The organism is Streptomyces sp. NPDC001108, assembly GCF_053598535.1.
The window spans coordinates 105,212-128,083 of the sequence record NZ_JBSFKL010000005.1 but is presented as its reverse complement, the minus strand read 5'-3'; the positions used below and the strand labels follow the sequence as shown (position 1 = coordinate 128,083).

Annotated in this window: 19 protein-coding genes; 4 read left to right on the top strand and 15 right to left on the bottom strand. The window is 72.4% G+C overall.

Annotated elements, in window-relative coordinates:
- Nucleotides 1-12 precede the first annotated feature (12 nt).
- From ACWC97_RS13995 to rsmH, 15 genes are all read right to left on the bottom strand, one after another.
- Nucleotides 13-297, bottom strand: coding sequence for a YggT family protein (locus ACWC97_RS13995; RefSeq protein ID WP_352274907.1), 285 nt, complete (start codon nucleotides 295-297; stop codon nucleotides 13-15).
- 71 nt (nucleotides 298-368) lie between these two features.
- Entirely contained in the window at nucleotides 369-974 is a 606-nt protein-coding gene (locus tag ACWC97_RS13990; RefSeq protein WP_352274906.1) for a cell division protein SepF, read from the bottom strand.
- A 126-nt stretch (nucleotides 975-1,100) separates the two neighbouring features.
- Nucleotides 1,101-1,820, bottom strand: a complete 720-nt coding sequence (locus ACWC97_RS13985) for a YggS family pyridoxal phosphate-dependent enzyme (protein WP_352274905.1) — start codon at nucleotides 1,818-1,820, stop codon at nucleotides 1,101-1,103.
- Nucleotides 1,821-1,823: 3 nt separating this feature from the next.
- On the bottom strand, nucleotides 1,824-2,567 hold the full coding sequence (pgeF, locus tag ACWC97_RS13980) for a peptidoglycan editing factor PgeF (RefSeq protein ID WP_450649362.1): 744 nt from the start codon (nucleotides 2,565-2,567) through the stop codon (nucleotides 1,824-1,826).
- Nucleotides 2,564-3,781, bottom strand: a complete 1,218-nt coding sequence (gene ftsZ / locus ACWC97_RS13975; protein ID WP_392278775.1) for a cell division protein FtsZ — start codon at nucleotides 3,779-3,781, stop codon at nucleotides 2,564-2,566. Before ftsZ ends, pgeF begins: the two co-directional genes overlap by 4 nt.
- A 277-nt stretch (nucleotides 3,782-4,058) precedes the next feature.
- A complete protein-coding gene (locus ACWC97_RS13970) occupies nucleotides 4,059-4,850 on the bottom strand; it encodes a cell division protein FtsQ/DivIB (protein ID WP_450649360.1) in 792 nt (263 codons plus the stop codon).
- Nucleotides 4,851-4,909: 59 nt separating this feature from the next.
- Nucleotides 4,910-5,995 (bottom strand): undecaprenyldiphospho-muramoylpentapeptide beta-N-acetylglucosaminyltransferase, encoded by a 1,086-nt coding sequence (murG, locus tag ACWC97_RS13965; protein WP_352274901.1) that lies wholly within the window; start codon nucleotides 5,993-5,995, stop codon nucleotides 4,910-4,912.
- A 6-nt stretch (nucleotides 5,996-6,001) separates the two neighbouring features.
- Entirely contained in the window at nucleotides 6,002-7,465 is a 1,464-nt protein-coding gene (ftsW, locus tag ACWC97_RS13960) for a putative lipid II flippase FtsW (protein WP_450649358.1), read from the bottom strand.
- Between the two features lie 83 nt (nucleotides 7,466-7,548).
- Nucleotides 7,549-8,967 (bottom strand): UDP-N-acetylmuramoyl-L-alanine--D-glutamate ligase, encoded by a 1,419-nt coding sequence (gene murD / locus ACWC97_RS13955; protein WP_392278863.1) that lies wholly within the window; start codon nucleotides 8,965-8,967, stop codon nucleotides 7,549-7,551.
- Nucleotides 8,964-10,034 (bottom strand): phospho-N-acetylmuramoyl-pentapeptide-transferase, encoded by a 1,071-nt coding sequence (gene mraY, locus ACWC97_RS13950; RefSeq protein WP_352274899.1) that lies wholly within the window; start codon nucleotides 10,032-10,034, stop codon nucleotides 8,964-8,966. Before mraY ends, murD begins: the two co-directional genes overlap by 4 nt.
- The gene (locus tag ACWC97_RS13945; protein WP_450649355.1) at nucleotides 10,031-11,437 is read right to left on the bottom strand and encodes a UDP-N-acetylmuramoyl-tripeptide--D-alanyl-D-alanine ligase; all 1,407 of its coding nucleotides are present in this window, start codon (nucleotides 11,435-11,437) and stop codon (nucleotides 10,031-10,033) included. The genes mraY and ACWC97_RS13945 overlap by 4 nt, the downstream gene beginning before the upstream one ends.
- Nucleotides 11,438-11,441: 4 nt before the next feature.
- Complete coding sequence (locus tag ACWC97_RS13940) at nucleotides 11,442-13,022, bottom strand: UDP-N-acetylmuramoyl-L-alanyl-D-glutamate--2,6-diaminopimelate ligase (RefSeq protein WP_352274897.1); 1,581 nt, start codon at nucleotides 13,020-13,022, stop codon at nucleotides 11,442-11,444.
- A 164-nt stretch (nucleotides 13,023-13,186) separates the two neighbouring features.
- Nucleotides 13,187-15,166 (bottom strand): penicillin-binding transpeptidase domain-containing protein, encoded by a 1,980-nt coding sequence (locus ACWC97_RS13935; protein WP_450649354.1) that lies wholly within the window; start codon nucleotides 15,164-15,166, stop codon nucleotides 13,187-13,189.
- 4 nt (nucleotides 15,167-15,170) lie between these two features.
- The gene (locus ACWC97_RS13930) at nucleotides 15,171-15,746 is read right to left on the bottom strand and encodes a septum formation initiator family protein (protein WP_450649352.1); all 576 of its coding nucleotides are present in this window, start codon (nucleotides 15,744-15,746) and stop codon (nucleotides 15,171-15,173) included.
- A gap of 34 nt (nucleotides 15,747-15,780) precedes the next feature.
- On the bottom strand, nucleotides 15,781-16,746 hold the full coding sequence (gene rsmH, locus ACWC97_RS13925; RefSeq protein WP_352274894.1) for a 16S rRNA (cytosine(1402)-N(4))-methyltransferase RsmH: 966 nt from the start codon (nucleotides 16,744-16,746) through the stop codon (nucleotides 15,781-15,783).
- A gap of 381 nt (nucleotides 16,747-17,127) precedes the next feature.
- On the opposite strand from rsmH, the gene ACWC97_RS13920 reads away from it, so the two are divergent.
- From ACWC97_RS13920 to ACWC97_RS13905, 4 genes are all read left to right on the top strand, one after another.
- Nucleotides 17,128-17,667 carry a beta-class carbonic anhydrase gene (locus tag ACWC97_RS13920; RefSeq protein WP_352274893.1) on the top strand — a complete coding sequence of 180 codons (540 nt, stop codon included), beginning with the start codon at nucleotides 17,128-17,130 and terminating at the stop codon, nucleotides 17,665-17,667.
- Nucleotides 17,668-17,907: 240 nt separating this feature from the next.
- A complete protein-coding gene (locus ACWC97_RS13915; protein WP_352274892.1) occupies nucleotides 17,908-18,957 on the top strand; it encodes an AAA family ATPase in 1,050 nt (349 codons plus the stop codon).
- Nucleotides 18,957-20,333 carry a DUF58 domain-containing protein gene (locus tag ACWC97_RS13910; protein WP_450649349.1) on the top strand — a complete coding sequence of 459 codons (1,377 nt, stop codon included), beginning with the start codon at nucleotides 18,957-18,959 and terminating at the stop codon, nucleotides 20,331-20,333. The genes ACWC97_RS13915 and ACWC97_RS13910 overlap by 1 nt, the downstream gene beginning before the upstream one ends.
- Nucleotides 20,330-22,822, top strand: coding sequence for a transglutaminase TgpA family protein (locus ACWC97_RS13905; RefSeq protein ID WP_352274890.1), 2,493 nt, complete (start codon nucleotides 20,330-20,332; stop codon nucleotides 22,820-22,822). Before ACWC97_RS13910 ends, ACWC97_RS13905 begins: the two co-directional genes overlap by 4 nt.
- Nucleotides 22,823-22,872 lie beyond the last annotated feature (50 nt).

Below are 22,872 nucleotides of genomic sequence, written 5' to 3'. Positions count from 1 at the left end.
AGACCGTATCGCTCACAGCCTGGTCACAAGGTTGATCAGGATGTAGACGATGATCATCAGAACGAAGAAGGACAGGTCGAGTGCCACGCCCCCGAGACGCAACGGCGGGATGAGCCGCCGAAGGAGCTTGAGCGGTGGATCGGTGACAGTGTAAGTGGCCTCGAGTATGACCACCATCGGCTTGCCTGGCTGCCATGAACGCGCGAACTGGAAGACGTAGTCCATGACCAGCCGGAAGATCAGCACGATGAGGAAGCACATCAGCGCGACATAGACAATCTGCACTGCGACGCCCATTTCGTGCTTCCCTCTCCCCTGGCTCTCGTAGCTCCGGCCTCGCGGCCGGGGTTGTTCCCGGTGTCGTGTTCTCAGCTCTGGTTGAAGAATCCGCCCTCAGCGATGCGGGCCTTGTCCTCCGCCGTGACATCGACGTTAGCAGGCGACAACAGGAACACCTTCTGCGTCACACGCTCAATGCTGCCATGGAGTCCGAAGACGAGTCCCGCGGCAAAGTCGACAAGTCGCTTTGCGTCCGTGTCGTCCATCTCCGTGAGATTCATGATCACCGGAGTGCCCTCACGGAAGTGTTCCCCGATGGTACGGGCCTCGTTGTAGGTCCTCGGGTGCAGCGTGGTGATGCGGTAGGGCTCCCGCTCGGACACGACCTTGGGCATGATCACCGGTGCGTTCTTCTCCATGTTCGGGCGTTCAGGTGTGATGGATGCCACGGGTGCGATCCGGGCGGGTCGCTCTCGTTCCGCCGGGATCTGCACCGGCTCCCGCTGCGCGGGCGGCTGCACCGCCCGCACCGGCTCCTCGCGCTCCCGCTCCTGATGCGCGGGCTGCCGCCGCCGGTCGCGCTCGGGCTCCGGCTCGGGTTCGAATTCGTCGTCGGGGTCGAACCCCGGACCGTCGTACCCATCGTCCTCCACGAGGCCGAGGTAGACCGCCATCTTGCGCATCGCGCCGGCCATGCTCCGAGTCCTCCGCTCTGTGGTGGATCGGCGTCTGTCACCAAGTGCCCCGCGATCCACTGAGGTCTGCCCGCCGTGAGCGGGAATGACCATATTTTCTGCTGTGGTCCGACCTGCTTGGCGACGTTACCCGAGCCCGGGTCGGACTCCGAGTACCGCCGTACCGACGCGCACATGTGTCGCCCCGGCCGCAACCGCGTCCTCCAGATCCGCGCTCATCCCCGCCGAGACCATGTTCGCAGCCGGATGGTCCCGGCGCAGGCGGGATGAGAATTCCATCAGCCGGTCGAAGGCCGCCCGTTGCCGTCCGGCATACGGCCCGGCCAGCGGTGCGACGGTCATCAGGCCGTCGATCCGCAGCCCGGGCGCGTCGGCCACCGCGGCGGCCAACTCCCCGATCCCGTCCGGGGCGACCCCGCCGCGCTCGCCCCGCGCGCCACTCTCCGCGTCCAGCGCGACCTGGACGAGACAGCCCAGCTCGCGCCCCTGCCGCACGGCGGCCGACGAGAGCGCCGTGACGAGTCGGAGCCGGTCCACCGACTGCACGACGTCGGCATAACCGGCCACGGAACGAACCTTGTTCGTCTGCAATTGACCGACAAAATGCCATGTGAGCGACAGATCCGCACATTCCGCAGCCTTGGGCGAAGCATCCTGATCGCGGTTCTCCGCGACATGACGTACACCCAGTTCATGCAGAATCCGCACATCGCTCGCGGGATACGTCTTGGTGACGACGATGAGCGTCACCTCTTCCCGCGCGCGGCCGGCGGCGGTACAGGCGGAAGAGATACGTTCCTCCACCCGGGCCAGGTTTTCGGCGAGTTGAGCCTTACGGTCCGTCATGCCCTATCCGTCCAACCAGACATATCCGGCGAGCCGCCCGGTGACGCGGTCGCGGCGGTACGAGAAATGATCGCCCGATTCGAGGGTGCAGACCGGCGAGGCCCGCCGGTCCACGACGCCGAGCGCCTCCAACTGGGCATGGACCCCGGCGGTGACATCGACGGCCGAGGTGCCCCAGCTGGTCTCGGACCAGGCCGCCGGGACGGTCCGCGCGACATCCGCGCGCATCCCGGCCGGGACTTCGTAGCACCGCCCGCAGACGGCCGGGCCGGTACGGGCGACGATCCGGGATGCCTCGGCGCCGAGCCCCGCCATGGCCTCGACCACGGCGGGGACGACCCCGGCGACCAGGCCGGGCCGGCCCGCGTGCGCCGCCGCCACGATCCCGGCGACCGGGTCGGCCAGCAGGACGGGGGTGCAGTCGGCGGTGAGCACGGCGAGCGGAAGTCCGCGGCGCGCGGTCACCACCGCGTCCACCGCGGGGATCTCCGCCGCGTCGCCCCACGGGCCGTCGACGACCGCGACGTCCCGCCCGTGCACCTGGTTCATCCAGACGACCCGGGCCGGGTCCAGGCCCAGGGCGCGGGCGGCGCGCTCGCGGTTGGTGAGAACGGCGGCGGAATCGTCGCCGACCGCACCGCCGAGGTTGAGCTCATCGTACGGAGCGGCGCTCACCCCTCCCCACCGGTCGGTGAAGGAGAAGTGGGCGCCGCCCGCCGAAGACCGTTCGTGGTGCTGGACTATCACTTCAAGAAGTCCGGAACGTCCAGCTCTTCGGCCTGCGAGTCCTGGTAGGGACGGGTCGGCTGCGGGACGTGCGGCGTCACGATCGGCGGCAGGTGGGTCTCACTCACCGCCGGTGCGGGCTCCGCCGGGGCCGACGGCTCCTCACGGGTGGGCACCGAGCCCAGTCCGCCGCTCTGCCGCACGGGCTCGGGGGTCCGGACCGGAGCGGCCGGCTCCTCGCGCTTGACGGAGCTGGTGCCCAGGACGTTCTCCCGGCGGGCCGGCGGCTGTCCACCGTCGAAGCCCGCGGCGATCACGGTGACCCGGACCTCGTCGCCCAGCGCGTCGTCGATGACCGCGCCGAAGATGATGTTCGCCTCCGGGTGCGCCGCCTCGCTCACCAGCTGGGCGGCCTCGTTGATCTCGAAGAGACCGAGGTCGCTGCCGCCGGAGATGGAGAGCAGGACCCCGCGGGCGCCGTCGATGGAGGCCTCCAGGAGCGGCGAGGAGATCGCCATCTCCGCGGCGGCCACCGCGCGGTCGTCGCCGCGCGCCGAACCGATGCCCATGAGCGCCGATCCGGCCTCGGACATGACCGACTTGACGTCGGCGAAGTCGAGGTTGATCAGACCCGGGGTGGTGATCAGGTCGGTGATGCCCTGGACGCCGGAGAGCAGGACCTGGTCCGCCGACTTGAAGGCGTCGAGGACGCTGACCTGACGGTCCGAGATGGACAGCAGGCGGTCGTTGGGGATGACGATGAGGGTGTCGACCTCTTCGCGGAGCTCGGCGATGCCGTCCTCCGCCTGGTTCGCGCGCCGACGGCCCTCGAAGGTGAACGGCCGGGTGACCACACCGATCGTCAGGGCGCCCAGCGAGCGCGCGATGTTGGCGACGACGGGCGCGCCGCCGGTGCCGGTGCCGCCGCCTTCGCCGGCGGTGACGAAGACCATGTCGGCCCCCTTGAGGACCTCCTCGATCTCCTCACGGTGGTCCTCTGCCGCCTTGCGACCGACTGCCGGGTTGGCGCCGGCGCCGAGTCCGCGGGTGAGTTCGCGGCCGACGTCGAGCTTGACGTCGGCGTCGCTCATCAACAGGGCTTGCGCATCCGTGTTGATCGCGATGAACTCGACGCCCTTGAGGCCGACCTCGATCATTCGGTTGATGGCATTGACACCACCGCCGCCGACACCGATGACCTTGATGACTGCGAGGTAGTTCTGCGGTGCTGCCACGTCGAAGGCCTCTCGCCTCGAGTTACGTGTCGTCGCTTCGCGGATGTACCGCCGCGACGACGGATGCCGATGGGGACGGTCCGGAACGCCGACCCAAACCCTAACGTTCAAGTTTAGGGTTACCAGTGTGTCTGTTTCATGGACTCTTCCGAACAGGACACTAAGTCGACAAGTGGCGCGTGTTCAACGAACACGCCGAACCTCCCGTTTTTCTTTTCACCCTATGTGATCACCCGTAGCGATGACCAACCAGGGTCCTGGCCAGGCCCGATGAGCGTCAACTGCCGGACACGGCCGGGGCGGTGGGAGCACTCACGTCGAAGTGTCCCGCTTTGGGGGCGGATTTCATGAGGGCGGTGAGGACCTTGGTCTTCACCGGACCTCCTTCACCACTGCCCCAGAAAACCGTGCGCCCCCGGGTGAGCTCCAGGGAGATCGAGTCGTACGAGACGACCCGTACGACCCGGGTCTCCCCGGCGACACCGCGCGGCAGTTCACCCGCCACCCGGACCGCCTCCCGCACCAGCCGGTCGCCGCCGAAGCGGCGCAGGCTGGCGGAGCGTTCGGGCTTGAGCTCCAGCAGCGGCACCTGCCCGGGCGCGCGGTCCACCGTGGCGAAACGCACGCCTTTCGCGTCCACTTCGATGAACTTCGTGCCCTTTTTGATGAGCAGAACCGGCTGCCGTTCCGTCACCTTAAGTCCGATTCCGTGCGGCCATGACCGAACGACATCCACGGAGTCGATACGAGGCAACTTTTGGCGCAACCGGGCGGCGATGGCGTCGGTGTCCACGGAGATCAGCGGGGACCCGACCGGAACCGCGGCGGCGGCCTCCACCTCGGCCCGGCTCAGCACGTCGACGCCGGTGGTCCTGACCTTCTCCACCCGCAGCCAGTTCGAGCCGTAGAGCGCCCAGACGGTGCCGGAGACGAGCAGCACGACCAGTACGCCGACCACGATCAGCGTGCGACGGCCGGGCAGTACGCGCCGACGCGGTTGCGGCGGGCGGGCCGGGGATTCCTGCTGCTGCTGTGCTGATCCGCGCTGGGCGGTCGTCGGTCCGGCCACGCTCGCTCCTTATGCCGGGTCCGGGGGCACCGCCCCCGGACCCGTCGGCCGTACGCGTCTCAGCGTGCGGCGATCGCCTCGTACACCATGCCGACGAGCAGGTCGTCGGCGTCCCGGCGGCCGAACTCGGCGGCGGCGCGGGACATCTCGTACAGCCGGTGCGGATCCGCGAGCACCGGGAGGACGTTGCCCTGCACCCACTCGGGGGTGAGCGCCGCGTCGTCCACCAGCAGACCGCCGCCGGCGTTGACCACCGGCTGGGCGTTGAGCCGCTGTTCACCGTTGCCGATCGGCAGCGGGACGTAGGCGGCGGGGAGCCCGACGGCGGAGAGTTCGGCGACGGTCATCGCGCCGGCCCGGCAGAGCATCATGTCGGCCGCGGCGTACGCGAGATCCATCCGGTCCACGTACGGTACCGGGATGTAGGGCGGCATCCCGGGCATGTTGTCGACGCGCGGCAATTCGTTCTTCGGGCCGACCACGTGCAGGATCTGGATGCCGGAGCGCTGGAGCAGCGGGGCGACCCGCTGGACCACCTCGTTGAGATGGCGGGCGCCCTGCGAGCCGCCGGAGACCAGCAGCGTCGGCAGGTTGGGGTCGAGGCCGAAGGCGGCGCGCGCCTCGGGGCGGACCCGGGCCCGGTCCAGGGTGGCGATGGTGCGGCGCAGCGGGATGCCGATGTAGCGGGCGCCGCGCAGCTTGCTGTCCGGGGTCGAGACGGCGACGCCGTGCGCGTACCGCGAACCGATCTTGTTGGCCAGCCCGGGGCGGGCGTTGGCCTCGTGGACGACGATGGGCACCCCGGCCCGCTTGGCGGCGAGGTAGCCGGGCAGGGCGACGTAGCCGCCGAAGCCGACGACACAGTCCGCCCTGGTGCGTTCCAGGACCTGCTCGGCGGCCTTGATGGTGCCGCGCAGCCGGCCCGGGACGGTGATCAGCTCCGGGGTGGGCTTGCGCGGCAGTGGTACGGCCGGGATGAGGGCGAGTTCGTACCCCCGCTCGGGTACGAGCCTGGTCTCCAGTCCGCGCTCCGTGCCGAGGGCGGTGATGCCCACGGTCGGGTCCTGCCTGCGCAGGGCGTCCGCGAGGGCAAGCGCGGGCTCGATGTGGCCGGCGGTCCCCCCACCGGCGAGTACGACATGCACCGAAATTCACCGCTCTCCGGACGGACGCTTCTTGACGCGCCGTCTCATCGTCTTCCAACTCACCCCGGGCCTCCGCACGGCCAGGGCCGCCTTCGCCGCGGGTTCGTCCCGCGCGAACGCGATCAGCAGCCCGACGGCGAACATGGTCGGCAGCAGGGCCGATCCTCCGTAGGAGAACAGCGGGAGCGGGACACCGGCGATCGGCAGCAGGCCGAGCACCGCACCGATGTTGATCACGGCCTGCGCCATGATCCAGGTGGTCACACCTCCCGCGGCGTACCTCACGAAGGGGTCCTCCGTGCGTCCGGCCACGCGGATACCCGCATAGCCTAGAGCCGCGAAGAGGGCGAGCACCGACAGCGTCCCCGCCAGCCCCAGTTCCTCCCCGGTGATGGCGAAAATGAAGTCGGTGTGCGGTTCAGGCAGTTGACCCCATTTTTCCACACTTGCACCAAGTCCGGAACCGAACCATCCGCCGGACGCCAGAGCATAGATGCCGTGCACCGCCTGCCAGCAGGAGTCCCCCGGTCCGGGTTCGCTGGCGCCGAGGCATCCGAGCCGGGACATCCGGTTCGGGCTGGTCTTGATCAGTACGAAGGCGAGGAGGGCGGCGACGCCGAGCACCCCGGCGAAGAGCCGGGTGGGCGCCCCGGCCAGCCAGAGCAGCCCGAACAGGATCGCGGTGAGGATGATCGCGGTGCCCATGTCGCCGCCGAGCATGATCAGTCCGAGCAGCATGAAGGCGCCCGGGACCAGCGGCACGAGCAGGTGCTTCCACTGCGCCAGCAGCCGCTTCTCCTGTTTGCGGGCGAGCAGATCGGCTCCCCACAGGATCAGGGCGAGCTTGCCGAACTCGCTGGGCTGGAGCTGGAAGGGGCCGCCCAGGGAGAGCCAGTTCTGGTTGCCGTTGACCGACATCCCGATGCCGGGCACCTGGACCAGCGCCATCAGGAAGACGGTGCCCATGAGCAGCGGGTAGGCGCACGCCCGGTGCAGTTTGGTGGGCATCCGGGTGGCGAGCGCCATCAGCCCGGCCCCGATGACGGCGGCGAGGAACTGTTTGCGGAAGAAGAAGCTGCCCGGCTTGTCCAGCTCCAGCGCCTTGATCATCGAGGCGGAGTAGACCATCACCAGGCCGAGCACGGTGATCAGCAGCCCTGCGCCCAGGATCAGGTAGTACGCGGTCAGCGGCCGGTCCCAGGCCCGGCACAGCCGCTCGTACGCGCCCCGGAGGCCGCCCCGGGGCGTGCGCGGGGGCCGTGGGCCTCCGGTGGAGCGCCCCTTGGTGCGGGACGCCGAGGGGCGCCGGGGGCCGGTGGCCGAGCGGACCCTCAGAGCGGGCCCGGGCGGGGCCCAGGCAGCCGCTCCGGCCCCCGCGAGCAGGGGCCGGGCGGCGGAGGCCCGACGGGTCGCCGACGGTCCCCGTGGGCAGCCCTCACGGGGTCCTGCGGAGCTTTCTTCGGCCGGCATGGTCGCTGTCCCCTCCACTGCTCGTGCCCGAGACGGCCGCCGGGGCCGGCGGCCGCACCGGTACGGCGCGGGGTCCGGGCCCGTCAGTCGGTCTCGGCGGCGAGCGCGCGGACCGCGTCCGCGAACGCCTCGCCCCGCTTGTTGTAGTTGGCGAACATGTCCATCGAGGCGCAGGCCGGGGCCATCAGTACGGTGTCTCCCGGCCGGGCGAGCCGTGCCGCCTCGCGGACCGCCTCGGACATCGCCCCAGTGTCGGTCCGGTCGAGGTCGACCACCGGGACCTCGGGGGCGTGTCGCGCGAGGGCTTCGCGGATCAGCTCCCGGTCCCGGCCCATCAGGACGGCGCCCCGCAGCCGCCCGGCGGCCGCGCGCACCAGCTCGTCGAAGGTCGCGCCCTTGGCGAGGCCGCCGGCGATCCAGACGATCGGGTCGTAGGCGGCCAGGGACGCCTCGGCGGCGTGGGTGTTGGTGGCCTTGGAATCGTCCACGTACGCCACCCCGGCGACGTCCGCGACGTGCTCGATGCGGTGCGGGTCGGGGCGGAAGGCGCGCAGCCCGTCGCGGACCGCCCGGGGCTCGACGCCGAAGGCGCGGGCCAGGGCGGCCGCCGCGAGGGCGTTGGCGATGTTGTGCGGGGCGGGCGGGTCGACGTCCTTGACCTCGGCGAGCTCCTGGGCCTGCTTCTGCCGGTTCGCCACGAAGGCGCGGTCGACGAGGATGCCGTCGACGACACCGAGCTGGGAGGGGCCGGGGGTGCCCAGGGTGAAGCCGATGGCCCGGCAGCCCTCCTCGACGTCGGCCTCGCGGACCAGGTCCTCGGTCGCCGGGTCGGCCGCGTTGTAGACGCAGGCGACCTGGTTGCCCTCGTAGACGCGGCCCTTGTCGGCGGCGTACGCCGCCATGGAGCCGTGCCAGTCGAGGTGGTCGGGGGCCAGGTTGAGAACGGCGGCGGAGTGGGCGCGCAGCGAGGGCGCCCAGTGCAGCTGGTAGCTGGAGAGCTCGACGGCGAGCACGTCGTACTCCTGGTCGCCGACGACGGCGTCCAGGAGGGAGACGCCGATGTTGCCGACGGCCGCGGTGCGCAGCCCGGCCGCCTCCAGGATGGAGGCGAGCATCCGTACCGTCGTGGTCTTGCCGTTGGTGCCGGTGACCGCGAGCCACGGGGCCGCCCCGGGGCCCCGCAGCCGCCAGGCGAGCTCGACGTCGCCCCAGACCGGGACGCCCGCCCCGGCGGCCGCGGCGAAGAGCGGCTTGTCGGGCCGCCAGCCCGGGGCGGTGACGACGAGCTCGGTGGACTCGGGCAGGGTCGCCCCGTCGCCGAGGCGCACGGCGATGCCGAGCGCCTCCAGCTCCGCGGCCTGCGTACGGGAGCCTTCGTCGTCCCCGTCGTTGACCACCGTGACGACGGCCCCGAGGCCGTGCAGCACCTTGGCCGCCGGAATGCCGGAGACGCCGAGTCCCGCGACGGTGACGCGCTTGCCCTGCCAGTCCTGATCGGTCACTTGTCGGCTGCCCATCCCGCGTAGAAGAGTCCGAGTCCGACGATCACGCACATGCCCTGGATGATCCAGAAGCGGACCACGACAAGGACTTCGGACCACCCCTTGAGTTCGAAGTGGTGCTGGAGCGGTGCCATCCGGAAGACCCGCTTGCCGGTCATCTTGAACGAACCGACCTGGATGACCACGGACATGGTGATCATCACGAAGAGGCCGCCGAGGATGGCGAGCAGGAACTCCGTGCGGGAGCAGATCGCCAGACCGGCGAGCGCGCCGCCGAGGGCCAGCGAGCCGGTGTCGCCCATGAAGATCTTGGCGGGCGAGGTGTTCCACCACAGGAAGCCGAAGCAGGCGCCCATCAGGGCGGAGGCGACGACCGCGAGGTCGAGCGGATCTCGTACCTGGAAACAGGCGTTGGGATTGGTCAGGGCCTCCGCGTTGACGCAGGACTCCTGGAACTGCCACAGCCCGATGAAGGTGTACGCGCCGAAGACCATCACCGACGCGCCGGTGGCCAGGCCGTCCAGACCGTCCGTCAGGTTCACGCCGTTGGACATGGCGAGGATCATGAAGAGCGCCCAGACGACGAAGAGCACCGGGCCGAGCGCCCAGCCGAAGTCCGCGACGAACGAGAGCTTGGTGGACGCCGGGGTGTTGCCCTGGGCGTCGGCGAACTGGAGCGAGAGCACCGCGAAGGCGATGCCGACGATCAGCTGGCCTGCCATCTTCGCCTTGGCCCGCAGGCCGAGCGAGCGCTGCTTGACGATCTTGATGTAGTCGTCGAGGAAGCCGACGAGCCCCATCCCGGCCATCAGGAAGAGCACCAGCACACCGGAGAAGCGCATCTCCTCGCCGGTGATCAGCTTCGCCGCGATGTACGCGACGATCGTGGCCAGGATGAAGGCGATGCCGCCCATGGTGGGCGTGCCCTTCTTGGACCCGTGGGTCCGCGGGCCGTCGTCCCGGATGAACTGCCCGTATCCCTTGCGGGCCAGCAGCTTGATCAGCAGCGGAGTTCCGACCAGGGTCAGAAAGAGCCCGATGGCCCCCGCGAAGAGGATCTGCCTCATCGGCCGGCGACCTCGCCCTCGGACGCGTTCTCCAGCAGTGCCATGGCGACCTGCTCCAGGCCGACCGACCGGGACGCCTTCACCAGCACGACGTCTCCCGGGCGCAGTTCACTGCGCAACAGGTCGACCGCAGCCTGTGCGTCGGACACGTGCACCGACTCCTCACCCCACGAACCCTCGTTGTATGCGCCCAGTTGCAGCCAGGAGGCCTCTCTGCCCCCCACCGCGACGAGCTTGCTGACGTTGAGTCGGACGGCGAGCCGCCCGACCGCGTCGTGCTCGGCGAGCGAGGCGTCGCCGAGCTCGGCCATCTGGCCGAGCACCGCCCACGTACGGCGCCCCTTCCCCATGGCGACCAGCGCGCGCAGCGCGGCCTTCATGGATTCGGGGTTCGCGTTGTAGGCGTCATTGACGAACGTCACGCCGTCCGGTCGCTCGGTGACCTCCATGCGCCAGCGGGAGAGGGTGCCCGCCTCGGAGAGCCCTTCGGCGATCTCGTCTGCGGACAGGCCCGACTCATGGGCGACGGCGGCCGCGGCGAGCGCGTTCGACACGTGGTGCTCACCGTACAGGCGCATGGTCACATCGCTGCACCCGGTGGGTGTGTGGAGCGTGAAGGCGGGGCGTCCGTCGTCGGTGAGACGTACGTTCTCGCCCCGTACGTCCGCTTCTTCGGACTCGCCGAAGTACAGCACGCGGGCCTTCGTGCGGGAGGACATGGCGCGGACCAGCGGGTCGTCGGCGTTGAGCACGGCGACGCCGTCCTCGGGCAGCGACTCGACCATCTCGCCCTTGGCCTGGGCGATCTGCTCGCGGCCGCCGAACTCGCCGATGTGGGCGGTGCCGACGTTGAGGACGAGGCCGATGCGGGGCGGGACGAGGCCGGTGAGGTAGCGGATGTCACCGATGTAGCGGGCGCCCATCTCCAGGACGAGGTGGCGGGTCTCCTCGGTGGCGCGCAGCGCGGTGAGGGGCAGCCCGATCTCGTTGTTGAGGTTGCCGGCCGGGTAGACGGTCGGCCCCTCGCGTTCGAGGAGCTGGGCGATGAGGTCCTTGGTGGACGTCTTGCCCGCGGAGCCGGTGAGCGCGACGACGTTGGTGCCCAGGCGGCGCACGACGGCGCGGGCGAGCGCCCCGAGCGCCGCCACGACGTCGTCGACGACGATCGCGGGAACGCCGACGGGGCGGGCGGCCAGAACGGCTGCCGCGCCCGCCTCGACGGCGCGCTGCGCGTAGTCGTGGCCGTCGACCCGTTCGCCCGCGAAGGCGGCGAACAGGCTTCCCGGCTCCACCTTCCGGGAGTCGATGACGACCAATCCGCTGACGGTTGCTGCCGGATCGGGTATGTCGTGCGACTGCCCGCCGACGATTTCGGCGATCTCGGCGAGGGAAAGGGTGATCACTTGGTCATCCCTGACTGTTGTTCTCGTGGGTGTGGGCGCGGTGGCCGGCGCTCTCGGTGCGCCCGTGCCCCGGGGAACGTTCGATGGCCGCGCGCAGGACCACGCGGTCGTCGAAGGGGCGTACCACGCCATGGATGTCCTGGCCCTGCTCGTGGCCCTTGCCGGCGACGAGCACCGTGTCACCGGGCTCGGCGCGGGCGACGGCGGCGGCGATGGCGGCGGCCCGGTCGGCTTCGACCAGGACGTCTCCCCGCTCGTCGGCGGACACCTCGGCGGCGCCCGCGAGCATGGCCGCGAGGATCTTGAGGGGGTCCTCGGAACGGGGGTTGTCGGAGGTCAGTACGGCGGTGTCGGCGAGCCGGGCCGCGGCGGCGCCCATCGGGCCGCGCTTGGTCGTGTCGCGGTCGCCGCCGCAGCCGAGGACGATGTGCAGCCGGCCCTTGGTGACCTTCCGCAGGGAGCGCAGCACGGACTCGACGGCGTCGGTCTTGTGCGCATAGTCGACGACCGCCAGGTACGGCTGTCCGGCGTCGACCCGCTCCAGCCGGCCGGGCACGCCGGGCACGGCGGCGACGCCGTCGGCGGCGGTCCGCGGGTCGACCCCCGCGACGGCGAGCGTGGCGATCGCGGCGAGGGTGTTGGCGACGTTGAACGGGCCGGGCAGGGGCGCCCTGGCAGCGATCCGCTCGCCCCCGGGGCCGACGGCGGTGAACGTGGAGTCGCCGGGCCCCGTCTCGACGTCCTCGGCGCGCCAGTCGGCCTCCGGGCGGCCCTCGGCGGAGAAGGTGACGACCGGGACGGTCGCCTCGGTGGCGAGCCGGCGGCCGTACGCGTCGTCGATGTTGACGACGCCCCGGCGGCTGCGCCGGGGGGTGAAGAGCTGCGCCTTGGCCTGGAAGTAGTCCTCCATCCCGGAGTGGAACTCCATGTGCTCCGGGCTGAGGTTGTTGAAGACCGCGACGTCGAAGACGCAGCCGTCGACCCGGCCGAGGACCAGGGCGTGGCTGGAGACCTCCATGGTCACCGCGGAGACGCCGCGCTCGCGCATGACGGCGAACAGGGCCTGCAGGTCGGTGGCTTCCGGGGTGGTGCGCTCGGACTTGATGCGCTCCTCGCCGATCCGCATCTCCACCGTGCCGATCAGGCCGGTGGCGCGCCCGGCGCCGCGGAACCCGCCCTCGACGAGGTAGGCGGTGGTGGTCTTGCCGGAGGTCCCGGTGATGCCGATCTGGAGGAGGCCGTCGCCGGGGCGTCCGTAGATCTCGGCGGCGAGTTCGCCCATCCGGCCGCGCGGGTCCTCGGTGACCAGCACCGGGAGTCCGGTGGCGGCGGCCCGGTCGGCGCCGGCGGGGTCGGTGAGGACCGCCGTCGCGCCGAGTCCGGCCGCCTGGGCCGCGAAGTCGGCACCGTGGAGGTGGGCGCCGGGCAGGGCCGCGTAGAGGTCTCCGGGGCGTACCGCCCGCGAGTCGTGGGTGATGCCGGTGACTTCGCCGTCTCCCGGCGGCTCGGCTCCCAGCCGGGCCGCCAGTTCACCGAGCGCGATCGGCCCGGTCCGGTCCGGGCGGGGTGCTCCCGGGTAATTCATCGGGGCGGCCTTCTGAGTGGTTTGGAACTGATCAGCGTGGGGCACGGCGGTGAGCGTACCGGTCGCACCCGGCCTCTCGCGAAGCGAGGGGCCGGGGCCCCGGTGGTCTCCGGCGCGGTTCCCGGGATCGGGCGTGATGGTTGTCACTGGTGGTTTCCCCGAGTTCACTCGCCGGGTTTGAAGGACACCGGCAGCCGGGCTGGGGCGCTGCCGGAGGGCGGGGTCTGGAGCGTCTTGAGCGCGAACTCCATGACCTGCTTGTAGATCGGGCCGCAGATCTGGCCGCCGAAGTAGCTGCCGCTGGTCGGGTTCTGGATGGCGCAGTAGACGGTGATCTGCGGGTCGTCGGCGGGGGCGAAGCCGGCGAAGGACGCGGTGTAGCCGTGGTAGCCGCCGCGTACCGGATCGACCCGGTTGGCCGTACCGGTCTTGCCGGCCACCCGGTAGCCCGGGATCTTGGCCTTCGTCCCGGTGCCCTCCTCGTCGCCGACCACCGACTCCAGCATGGTGGCGAGCGTGCGGGCGGTCTTCGCGCTGACCACCCGGGTGCGCTCGGGCGGTGCGGCGGGCTCGAAGGTGCCGTCGGCGCTCCGGGTGCCGCGTACGAGGGTGGGGGCGACGCGGACCCCGCCGTTGGCGATGGTCGAGTAGATCGAGGCGGCCTGCATGGCGTTGAGCGAGAGGCCCTGGCCGAACGGGATCGTGTACTGCTGCGAGGTCGACCAGTCCTGGGGCTTGGCGAGAATGCCGGAGGTCTCCCCCGGGTAGCCGAGCCCGGTCGGTGAGCCGATCCCGAACTTGCGCAGGTAGGAGTAGAGCACCTTGTTGGCCTGCGGTTGCGTCCTGCCGAGCTCGCCGGTGGCCAGGATGGTGCCGATGTTGCTGGACTTGGCGAGTACGCCGTTGAGCGTCAGGTACCAGGTGGGGTGGTCGATGTCGTCCTTGAAGAGCCGGTCGCCGCGGTGCAGCCGGTTGGGGACGGTGACATGGGTGCCGGGGGTCGCGACGCCCTCCTCCAGGACGGCGGCCATGGACATGACCTTGCTGGTGGAGCCGGGCTCGTAGGCGTCCTGGAGGGCGGCGTTGCCGAGCGAGGCGGCGTCGGCCCGCGCGAGGTCATTGGGGTCGAAGCCGGGCGCGTTGGCCATGGCCAGGACCTCGCCGGTACGGGCGTTCTGGACGATCACGTAGCCGCGGTCGGCCTTGGACTGGGCCACCTGCTTGCTGATGGCCTGCTGGGCGGCCCACTGGATGTCGCGGTCGATGGTCAGCTCGATGTCGGAGCCGGGGACGGCCGGGACCTCCTTGGTGCCCGCGGTGGGCACCCGGCGGCCGCCCGACTGGGCGTAGCTGATCTTGCCGTCCTCGCCCGCGAGCTCCTTCTCCAGCTGGGATTCGAGGCCGCCCGCGCCCTTGCCGTCGGCGTTGACGTAGCCCAGTATCCCGGCGGCGAGCTGTCCGTTGGGGTAGACCCGTCGGGTGGTCTTCTCCTGGAAGACCCCGGCCAGCACGTTGGTGCCGGGGCCGCCGCGCGCCCGGTCCTTCTCCGCCTTCTCGGCGAAGGCGGACCTGAGGTCCTTGATCTGGTTCCAGACCTGCGGGGTCTGGAACCGGGCCAGGACGACGTAGCGGCCCTTCGCGGACAGCTTGCGGGTCAGCCCGGCGGCGTCGGTGCGCAGGATCGGGGCGAGCAGGGCGGCCGCCTGCGCGGGCGCGTCGGGCGCCTTGCTGAAGGCGGGGGTGAACATCGAGGGGTCGGCGGTGATGTTGTACGCGTCGACGCTGGTGGCCAGGGCGGTCCCGCCGCGGTCGGTGATCTCGCCGCGCTCGGCGGAGATCGTGTAGCTGAGGTAGCGGTTCTCCTGGGCCTTGGCGGCGTACGCGTCGGCGTCGACGGCCTGGACCTGGAGCAGCCGGACCACGAACACGAGCATGACCAGCGTCAGGCCGAGGCCGACCAGGCGGAGCCGGGGGCGCGGGCTGCCGAGCCGCAGGGCACTCCCGCTCTGCGCGCGCGGCCTGCCGGGGCGCGGGGCCGGGGCGGACGGACGACGCGCTGCGGAGCGGGGCCGCCCTTCCCCGGCCGGGCCGCGTCGGCGTACGGGGCCGGGAATCCGGCGGCGCGGTGGTTCCTTGGACGGCACAGCGTCACCTGCCGGTGCTGGTCGGGGTCTGGTCTGCCGGGGTGAGCGTCCCGGTGGGCGGGGTGGCGGCCGGGGCGCCGGTGGCCGTCGCCGGGGAGGGCTGGACCGGGGCGGTGGCCGGGGACGGGGCGCCGGTGGCGGGGGTGCCCGCGGGCGGTGTCGTGGCCGGGGCGCCGGTCCCCGGCGGCTGGGCGGCCGGCGGGGTGGGATCGGCGGTGGCCTCGGCGGGTACGCCGCGGACCGTACCGTCCGGGTTCAGGAAGACGGGGCTGCCGCCGGGCACCATGCCCAGCTCGCGGGCGCGCCGCTCCAGCGCGTCCGGCCGGGAGAAGTTGTCGACGTCGCGCTGGAGGGCCTGCTGCTCGTCGGTCAGCTCCGTGGTCCGCTTCTTCAGCTCGCTCAGCCGGAACGAGCCCTCGTTGAGGGCCGAATTGAGCACCAGGAGGGTGATCAGGCCGCCGCCGAGCAGCACCACGACCAGCAGGACGAAGGGGGTGCGGGCGGCGTTGTGGGCCCCGGACGGCATCAGCCGGGCGAGCCGGGCGGCCCGCCCCTTCAGCTGCCCGGCCGGTCCGCTCACCGCGCCGCTCCGGAGGTCCGGGCTCCCCGGCCGTTCATCGCTCCTCCTCGCGGATGCGCTCGGCGCCGCGCAGCCGGGCGGGGGCGGCGCGCCGGTTCTCGGCGACCTCCTCCTCCGTGGGCAGCTCCGCGCCGCGGGTCAGCAGTTTCAGCCGGGGCTGGTAGCGCTCGGGCACGACCGGCAGTCCGGGCGGGGCCGTGGTGGCCGCCCCCGCCGCGAAGACCTGCTTGACCAGCCGGTCCTCCAGCGAGTGGTACGAGAGGACGGCGATCCGGCCACCGACCGCGAGGGCCCCCACCGCGGCCGGGATGGCCCGCTCCAGGACGGTGAGCTCGCCGTTGACCTCGATGCGCAGCGCCTGGAAGGTGCGCTTGGCGGGGTTGCCGCCGGTGCGCTTGGCGGCCTGGGGCAGGGCGTCGCGGATCAGCTCGACCAGCCGGGCGCTGTTGCTGAACGGTTCCTTCTCGCGCTCGCGGACGATCGCGGAGACGATCCGTTTGGCCTGCTTCTCCTCGCCGTACGCGCGCAGGATGCGGACCAGTTCGCCCGGCGGGTAGGTGTTGAGCACCTCGGCCGCGCCCATGCCGGTCGTCTGGTCCATCCGCATGTCGAGCGGGGCGTCCTGGGCGTAAGCGAAGCCGCGGTCGGCCTCGTCCAGTTGCATGGAGGAGACACCGAGGTCGAAGAGGACGCCCTGGACCTTGGGGACGCCGAGGCGGTCGAGCACCTCGGGCAGCTCGTCGTAGACGGCGTGCACCAGGGTGGCCCGGTCGCCGTACGGGGCGAGCCGCTCCCCGGAGAGCCGCAGCGCCTCCTTGTCCCGGTCCAGCGCGATCAGCCGGGCGGCCGGGAAGGCGGAGAGCAGCGCCTCGCTGTGCCCGCCGAGGCCGAGGGTGCAGTCGACGACCACGGGCGCCTGTGGTCCGGGCGCCTCCAGAGCCGGGGCCAACAGGTCCAGGCACCGCTGGAGCATCACCGGGACGTGACGGGTCTGGCTCATGCGCCCTCTCAGGCTCAGGTCCCGTGGGGCCGCACGTACGGCCTGGTCCCCGCCCGCTCGGAAGGGGAGGTCGACGGGCGCCGGGGAAGGGGCGTCAGCCGACCGGCGAGCGGGAGAGGGCCGGGCCCGTACGTACGCCGCGCACACAGGGGAAATCTACGGAATGTGCAGGGTGTCGGTAACTTCCCGTCACTTTAGTCCACCCTGCCATTCGATCGATTCCCGATCAATGAACCCGGCTGCGAGTCGCCCCTCCCCCGGTTCACCCGCCCGGCGCAACGGCCGGGCGACTTGTGGGTTACCTCACAACAAGGCTCGTTGACGTTCTTTGTCCCTTCCCGCAGCACGCCGGGGACGGGTGCGGGAGCTAACGTCGTAGCCATGTCGACTTCCGCGCACTCCCCCGCCGCCCCCGCCGCCACCGGGTCGGTCACCGACCGCCTCGTCGAGGCGAACGCCCGTTACGCCACCGGTTTCGAAGACCCGGGCATGGACGCCAAGCCGGTCCTGCGCGTCGCCGTGGTCGCCTGCATGGACGCCCGGCTCGACCTGCACGACGCGCTCGGCCTGTCGCTGGGCGACTGCCACACCATCCGCAACGCCGGCGGTGTGGTCACCGACGACGTGATCCGCTCGCTGACCATCAGCCAGCGGGCCCTGGGCACCCGCAGCATCATCCTGATCCACCACACCAACTGCGGCCTGGAGTCGATCACCGAGGAGTTCCGCCAGGAGCTGGAGGCCGAGGTCGGCCAGCGCCCGGTCTGGGCGGTCGAGGCGTACAAGGACGCCGACCAGGACGTACGGCAGTCGATGCAGCGCGTGCGCACCTCGCCGTTCCTGCTGCACACCGACGACGTCCGCGGCTTCGTCTTCGACGTGACCACCGGCCTGCTGCGGGAGATCCTCCCCGCCTCCTGACCCCGGCACCGCCCGCCAAGGAGTCGAAAACCCCACCGAAACCGGCATATCGCCCCGGGTTGTCCCCGGGCGAGTGACACGAAGCCGTGACGGCAACAAGAATGCCCGTGTGGCATCCCGCCGGGCGTTCCCGGCGGGACGCCCGTTTTCGGGGTGGGTCCGGCCGCCGTGCGCGCCGGCCCGTGATTTGGGGAATCCCCGGGCTCCTTCGTGGGCGCGGGGCAGGGCCGAGGAGGGCCGGTGACGACCTATGACGATCGAGCGAGCCTCACAGATCTGACCACGACCGCGGAGCGGGTACGCAGGTCGATGGAGAGCGTGATCGAGGGCAAGCCCGAGGTCGTTCGGCTTTCGCTGACCGTGCTGCTGGCGGAGGGGCACCTCCTCATCGAGGACGTGCCCGGGGTCGGCAAGACCATGCTGGCCAAGGCGTTGGCGCGGTCGATCGACTGCTCGGTGCGGCGCATCCAGTTCACGCCGGACCTGCTGCCTTCGGACATCACCGGCGTGTCCATATTCGACCAGCAGCGGCGTGAGTTCGAGTTCAAGCCGGGTGCGATCTTCGCCCAGATCGTGATCGGCGACGAGATCAACCGCGCCTCGCCGAAGACGCAGTCGGCGCTCCTGGAGTCGATGGAGGAGCGCCAGGTCACCATCGACGGGCACAGCTACGAGCTGCCCGACCCGTTCATGGTGGTCGCCACCCAGAACCCGGTGGAGATGGAGGGCACCTATCCGCTGCCCGAGGCCCAGCGCGACCGGTTCATGGCCCGGGTGTCGATCGGCTATCCGAGCGCGGACGCCGAGTTCCGGATGCTCGACGTGCACGGCGGGCTCCCGCCGCTCGCCGACCTCCAGCCGGTGGCCCACGCCCACGACATCGTGAAGCTGATCGACGCGGTGCGCACGGTCCATGTGGCCGACGCCGTGCGGCGGTACGCGGTGGAACTCGTCGCGGCCACCCGTACCCACCCCGATCTCCGGCTCGGCGCCTCGCCCCGGGCCACCCTGCATCTGCTGCGCGCTGCGCGGGCCTCCGCCGCGCTGGGCGGCCGGGACTACTGCCTTCCGGACGACGTGCAGGCGCTGGCGGCCCCGGTCCTGGCGCACCGGCTGCTGCCCACGGCGCAGGCCCAGCTGAACCGCCGTACGGCCGAGCAGGTGGTGCTGGAGATCGTCCGGGCGACACCGGTGCCGACGGCGGACGGCGGCACCACCCGGGCCAGGACCCCGCAGCAGCCGGGCGGTCCGGCGTACGGCCGGCCGCAGTCCGGCGCGCGGCGGGTCTGATGGCCGCCGGGGGGCCGGCCGCGATGCACGACGGTGACGAGAAGGGCGGCCTGCGGGCCGCGCTGGGCGGGCTGACCACGCGGGGGCGGTCCTTCCTCGCGGCCGGGATCGCCGCGGCGGTCTGCGCCTATGTGCTCGGGCAGACGGACCTGCTGCGGGTCGGGCTGCTGCTGGCGGTGCTGCCGCTGGTCAGTGCGGTGGTGCTCGTCCGTACCCGCTACCGGGTCGCGGGCAGCCGGCGGCTCGCGCCGTCCCGGGTGCCGGCGGGCGCGGAGGCCCGGGTCCACCTGCGGGTGGAGAACGTGTCACGGGTCCCCACCGGTCTGCTGATGCTCCAGGACCGGGTGCCCTACGTGCTGGGGCCGCGCCCCCGGTTCGTACTGGACCGGGTGGAGGCGGGCGGCCACCGCGAGGTGTCCTACCGGGTCCGTTCCGATCTGCGCGGGCGCTATCCGCTGGGGCCGTTGCAGCTGCGGCTGAGCGATCCGTTCGGGATGTGCGAGCTGACCCGTTCGTTCAGCGCCCACGACACCCTGGTCGTCGTCCCGCGGACGGAGCCGCTGCCCGCGGTCCGGCTGGCCGGCGAGGCCCCGGGGTACGGCGAGGGCCGGCAGCGCTCCCTGGCGCTGGCCGGGGACGACGACGTGATCCCGCGCGGCTACCGGCACGGCGACGATCTGCGCCGGGTCCACTGGCGGTCGACCGCGCGCTACGGCGAGCTGATGGTGCGGCGCGAGGAGCAGCCGCAGCGGGCCAGGTGCACGGTGCTGCTGGACACGCGGCGGCTCGCCTACAGGGGGGCGGGGCCCGATTCCGCCTTCGAATGGGCGGTTTCCGGGGCGGCCTCGGCGCTGACGCACATGCTGGAGCGCGGATTCTCCGTCCGGCTGCTGACCGACGACGGGGCCGCGGTCCCGGGCGAGGGGGCGGGCGGCTTCGCCGGGTCGTCGCAGGAGTCCGCCGAGCAGGCGGGGCTGATGCTGGACACCCTGGCGGTGGTCGACCACTCCGGGGGCGGCGGCCTGTCGCGCGCGTACGACGCGCTGCGCGGCGGCAACGAGGAGCTGCTGATCGCGTTCCTCGGTGATCTGGACGAGGAGCAGGCGGCGGTGGTGGCGCGGATGCGGCGGAGCAGCGGGGGCGCCGTGGCGTTCGTCCTGGACAGCTCGGACTGGGCGCAGGGCGACGTCCCGCCCGCGGGGGCCGGGGCCACCTTCGAGGAACGGTTGCGGCTGCTGCGGGCCGCGGGCTGGACGGCCCTGGCGGTCCGGCCCGGGACGGCGCTGGCCGACCACTGGCGGCAGGCGGGGCACCAGGGGGCGGCCCAGTCCGCCGCCGGGGGCGGGACGACGGATCTCTCCGGGGGATGGTCATGAGCGGTCGTGGTCGGCTGGCGCTGTGCGCCTTCGCGGCGACGCTGATGGCGGCGGCCTCGATGCTGCCGCTGGTGGAGCCGGCCGGATGGTTCGTGCAGGCGGTGTTCCTGCTGGCGGTGCAGAGCGGGGCCGGGGTGCTGATGCGCCGGGCGCCGGTGCCGCGCGCGGTGGCCGTCGCGGGGCAGGTGCTGGTCACTTTCGTCGTGGTGACCGTGGTGTTCGCCAGGGCGCAGGCGGTGGGCGGGCTGCTGCCGGGGCCGGAGGCGGTGCAGCGGCTCGCCCAGTTGCTGGCGTCGGGTGCGCAGGACGTCGGGCGGTACGCGGCCCCGGCGCCGGTGACGGACGGCATCCGGCTGATGCTGATCGGCGGTGTGCTGCTGGTCGGGCTGGCCGTGGACGCGCTCGCGGTGACGTTCCGCAGCGCGGCCCCGGCCGGGCTGCCGCTGCTGGCGCTCTACTCGGTGGCCGCCGGACTGTCCGGGGGCGGCGCGGGCTGGCTCTGGTTCCTGCTGGCGGCGGGAGGCTATCTGATGCTGCTGCTGGCCGAGGGGCGGGACCGGCTCTCGGCGTGGGGGCGGGTCTTCAGCGGTGCGGCCGGACGGCCCGCCGACGGGCCGGCGGTCGGCGCGGCGCTGTCGAGCGGCCGGCCGACGGCCCCGGTCCGGACCGGGCGCCGTATCGGCACGCTGGCGCTGGGCGTCGCGCTGGTCGTCCCGGCGGCGCTGCCCGCGCTCGACGGCGGGCTGCTGTTCGGCCCGGGCGGCGGCGGGAGCGGCAAGGGGGGCGGCGGCACCATCTCCGCGGTGAATCCGCTGGTCTCGTTGCAGGACGACCTGAACCAGCCGGAGAACCGCGAGGTGATCACCTACCGCACCAACGCGGAGTCGTCCCCGGCCTTCTACCTCCGGATCCTCGCCCTGGACCAGTTCACCGGCGGCGAGTGGCGGCCCTCCACCCGAAGGCTCCAGGACGTGCCGAAGCGGCTCCCGGACCCGGCGGGCCTCTCCCCGGACGTGGCGGTCACGGAGATCAGGACCAACTTCTCCGCGTCCCGTTCCTACCGGCAGACCTATCTGCCGCTTCCCTACCCCGCGACCGAGGTCCGGATCGACGGGCGCTGGCGGTACGAGCCGGCGGGCCGGACGCTCGTCGGCGACCGCAAGCAGACGACCGGCGGCGAGCAGTACCAGGTCACCAGCCTGGAGGTGGAGCCGACCGCCGGGCAGCTCGCCGCGGCGGGCCCGGCCCCGGCGGCCCTGCTCCGTGAGTACACCCGGGTGCCCGGCTCGCTGCCGGCGGAGGTCGCGGCGCTCGCGAAGCAGAAGACCAGGGGCGCCGCCAACGACTACGAGCGGGCGGTGAAGCTCCAGGACTACTTCGCCTCGACCGGCGACTTCACGTACGACACCTCGGTGGACTCGGGCACCGGGCCCACGGCGATCAGCCGGTTCCTCAAGGACAGGAAGGGCTTCTGCGTCCACTTCTCCTTCACCATGGCCGCGATGGCCCGGACCCTGGGCATACCGGCCCGGGTCGCGGTGGGCTTCGCCCCCGGCACGGTGCAGCCGGACGGTTCGGTCTCGGTGGGGCTGCGCGACGCGCACGCCTGGCCCGAGCTGTACTTCGAGGGCGTCGGCTGGACCCGGTTCGAGCCGACGCCGACGCGGGGCGACACCCCCGCGTACACCCGGCCGGACGTCGCCCCGGGGGACGCGGAGGCCCCGCCCCGGCCCGAGCAGGGTGCCTCGGCCGTTCCCTCGGCCGCGCCGTCCACCTCCGACGACTGCCCGGCGCAGCTGCGCAAGCAGGGCGAGTGCGGGCAGACCGCGGCGCCGGGGGCGGCTGCTCCGACCGACTCCGGGACGCCGACGGGCACCGTCGTCGGACTCGTCCTGCTCGGTGCGATGCTGCTCGTGCTGCCGCTGCTGCCGTCGCTGTGGCGGCTGCGGGCCCGCCGACGCCGACTGGGCACCGGCGCCCGGCGCCCGGCGCCCGGTGGGCCGGGCGCTCCGGACGCGGAGCCGGGGCCCGGCGGCGGGCCGGGCCTCCGCGCACCGTCGGCGGCGACGGGCGGGACGCTCGCGGCCTGGCAGGAGGTCACCGACAGCGCCTGGGACCACGGCATCGAGCCGGACGAGTCCCTCACCCCGCGCAAGGCGGCGGTCCGGATGGAGCTGCTGGGGCGGCTGGGGCCCGAGGCGAGGGACGCGGTGCACCGGCTCGCCGGTGCGGTGGAGCAGACGCTCTATGCCCCGCACCCCCCGGCGGCCACCGGTCTGGCCCAGGACGTGGCGGCGGTACGGAGTGGTCTGCGCGCCTCCGTCGGACGGCGGGCCCGGATCCGGGCGGTCGTCGCGCCCCGCTCGGCCGTTCGGGTGGTGTGGGCGGCTTCGGACCGCTGGACGGCGGCCACCGGCCGGTGGCGGGCACGGTGGGAGCGGGTCCGGTGGACGGGGTGGCCGCGCCGCCCCTCACGCCAGGAGGGCTGACCCCCGGGTGGGCCGCCCCGCCCCGGGGGCGGCCGCCGGGGTCGTCCCAC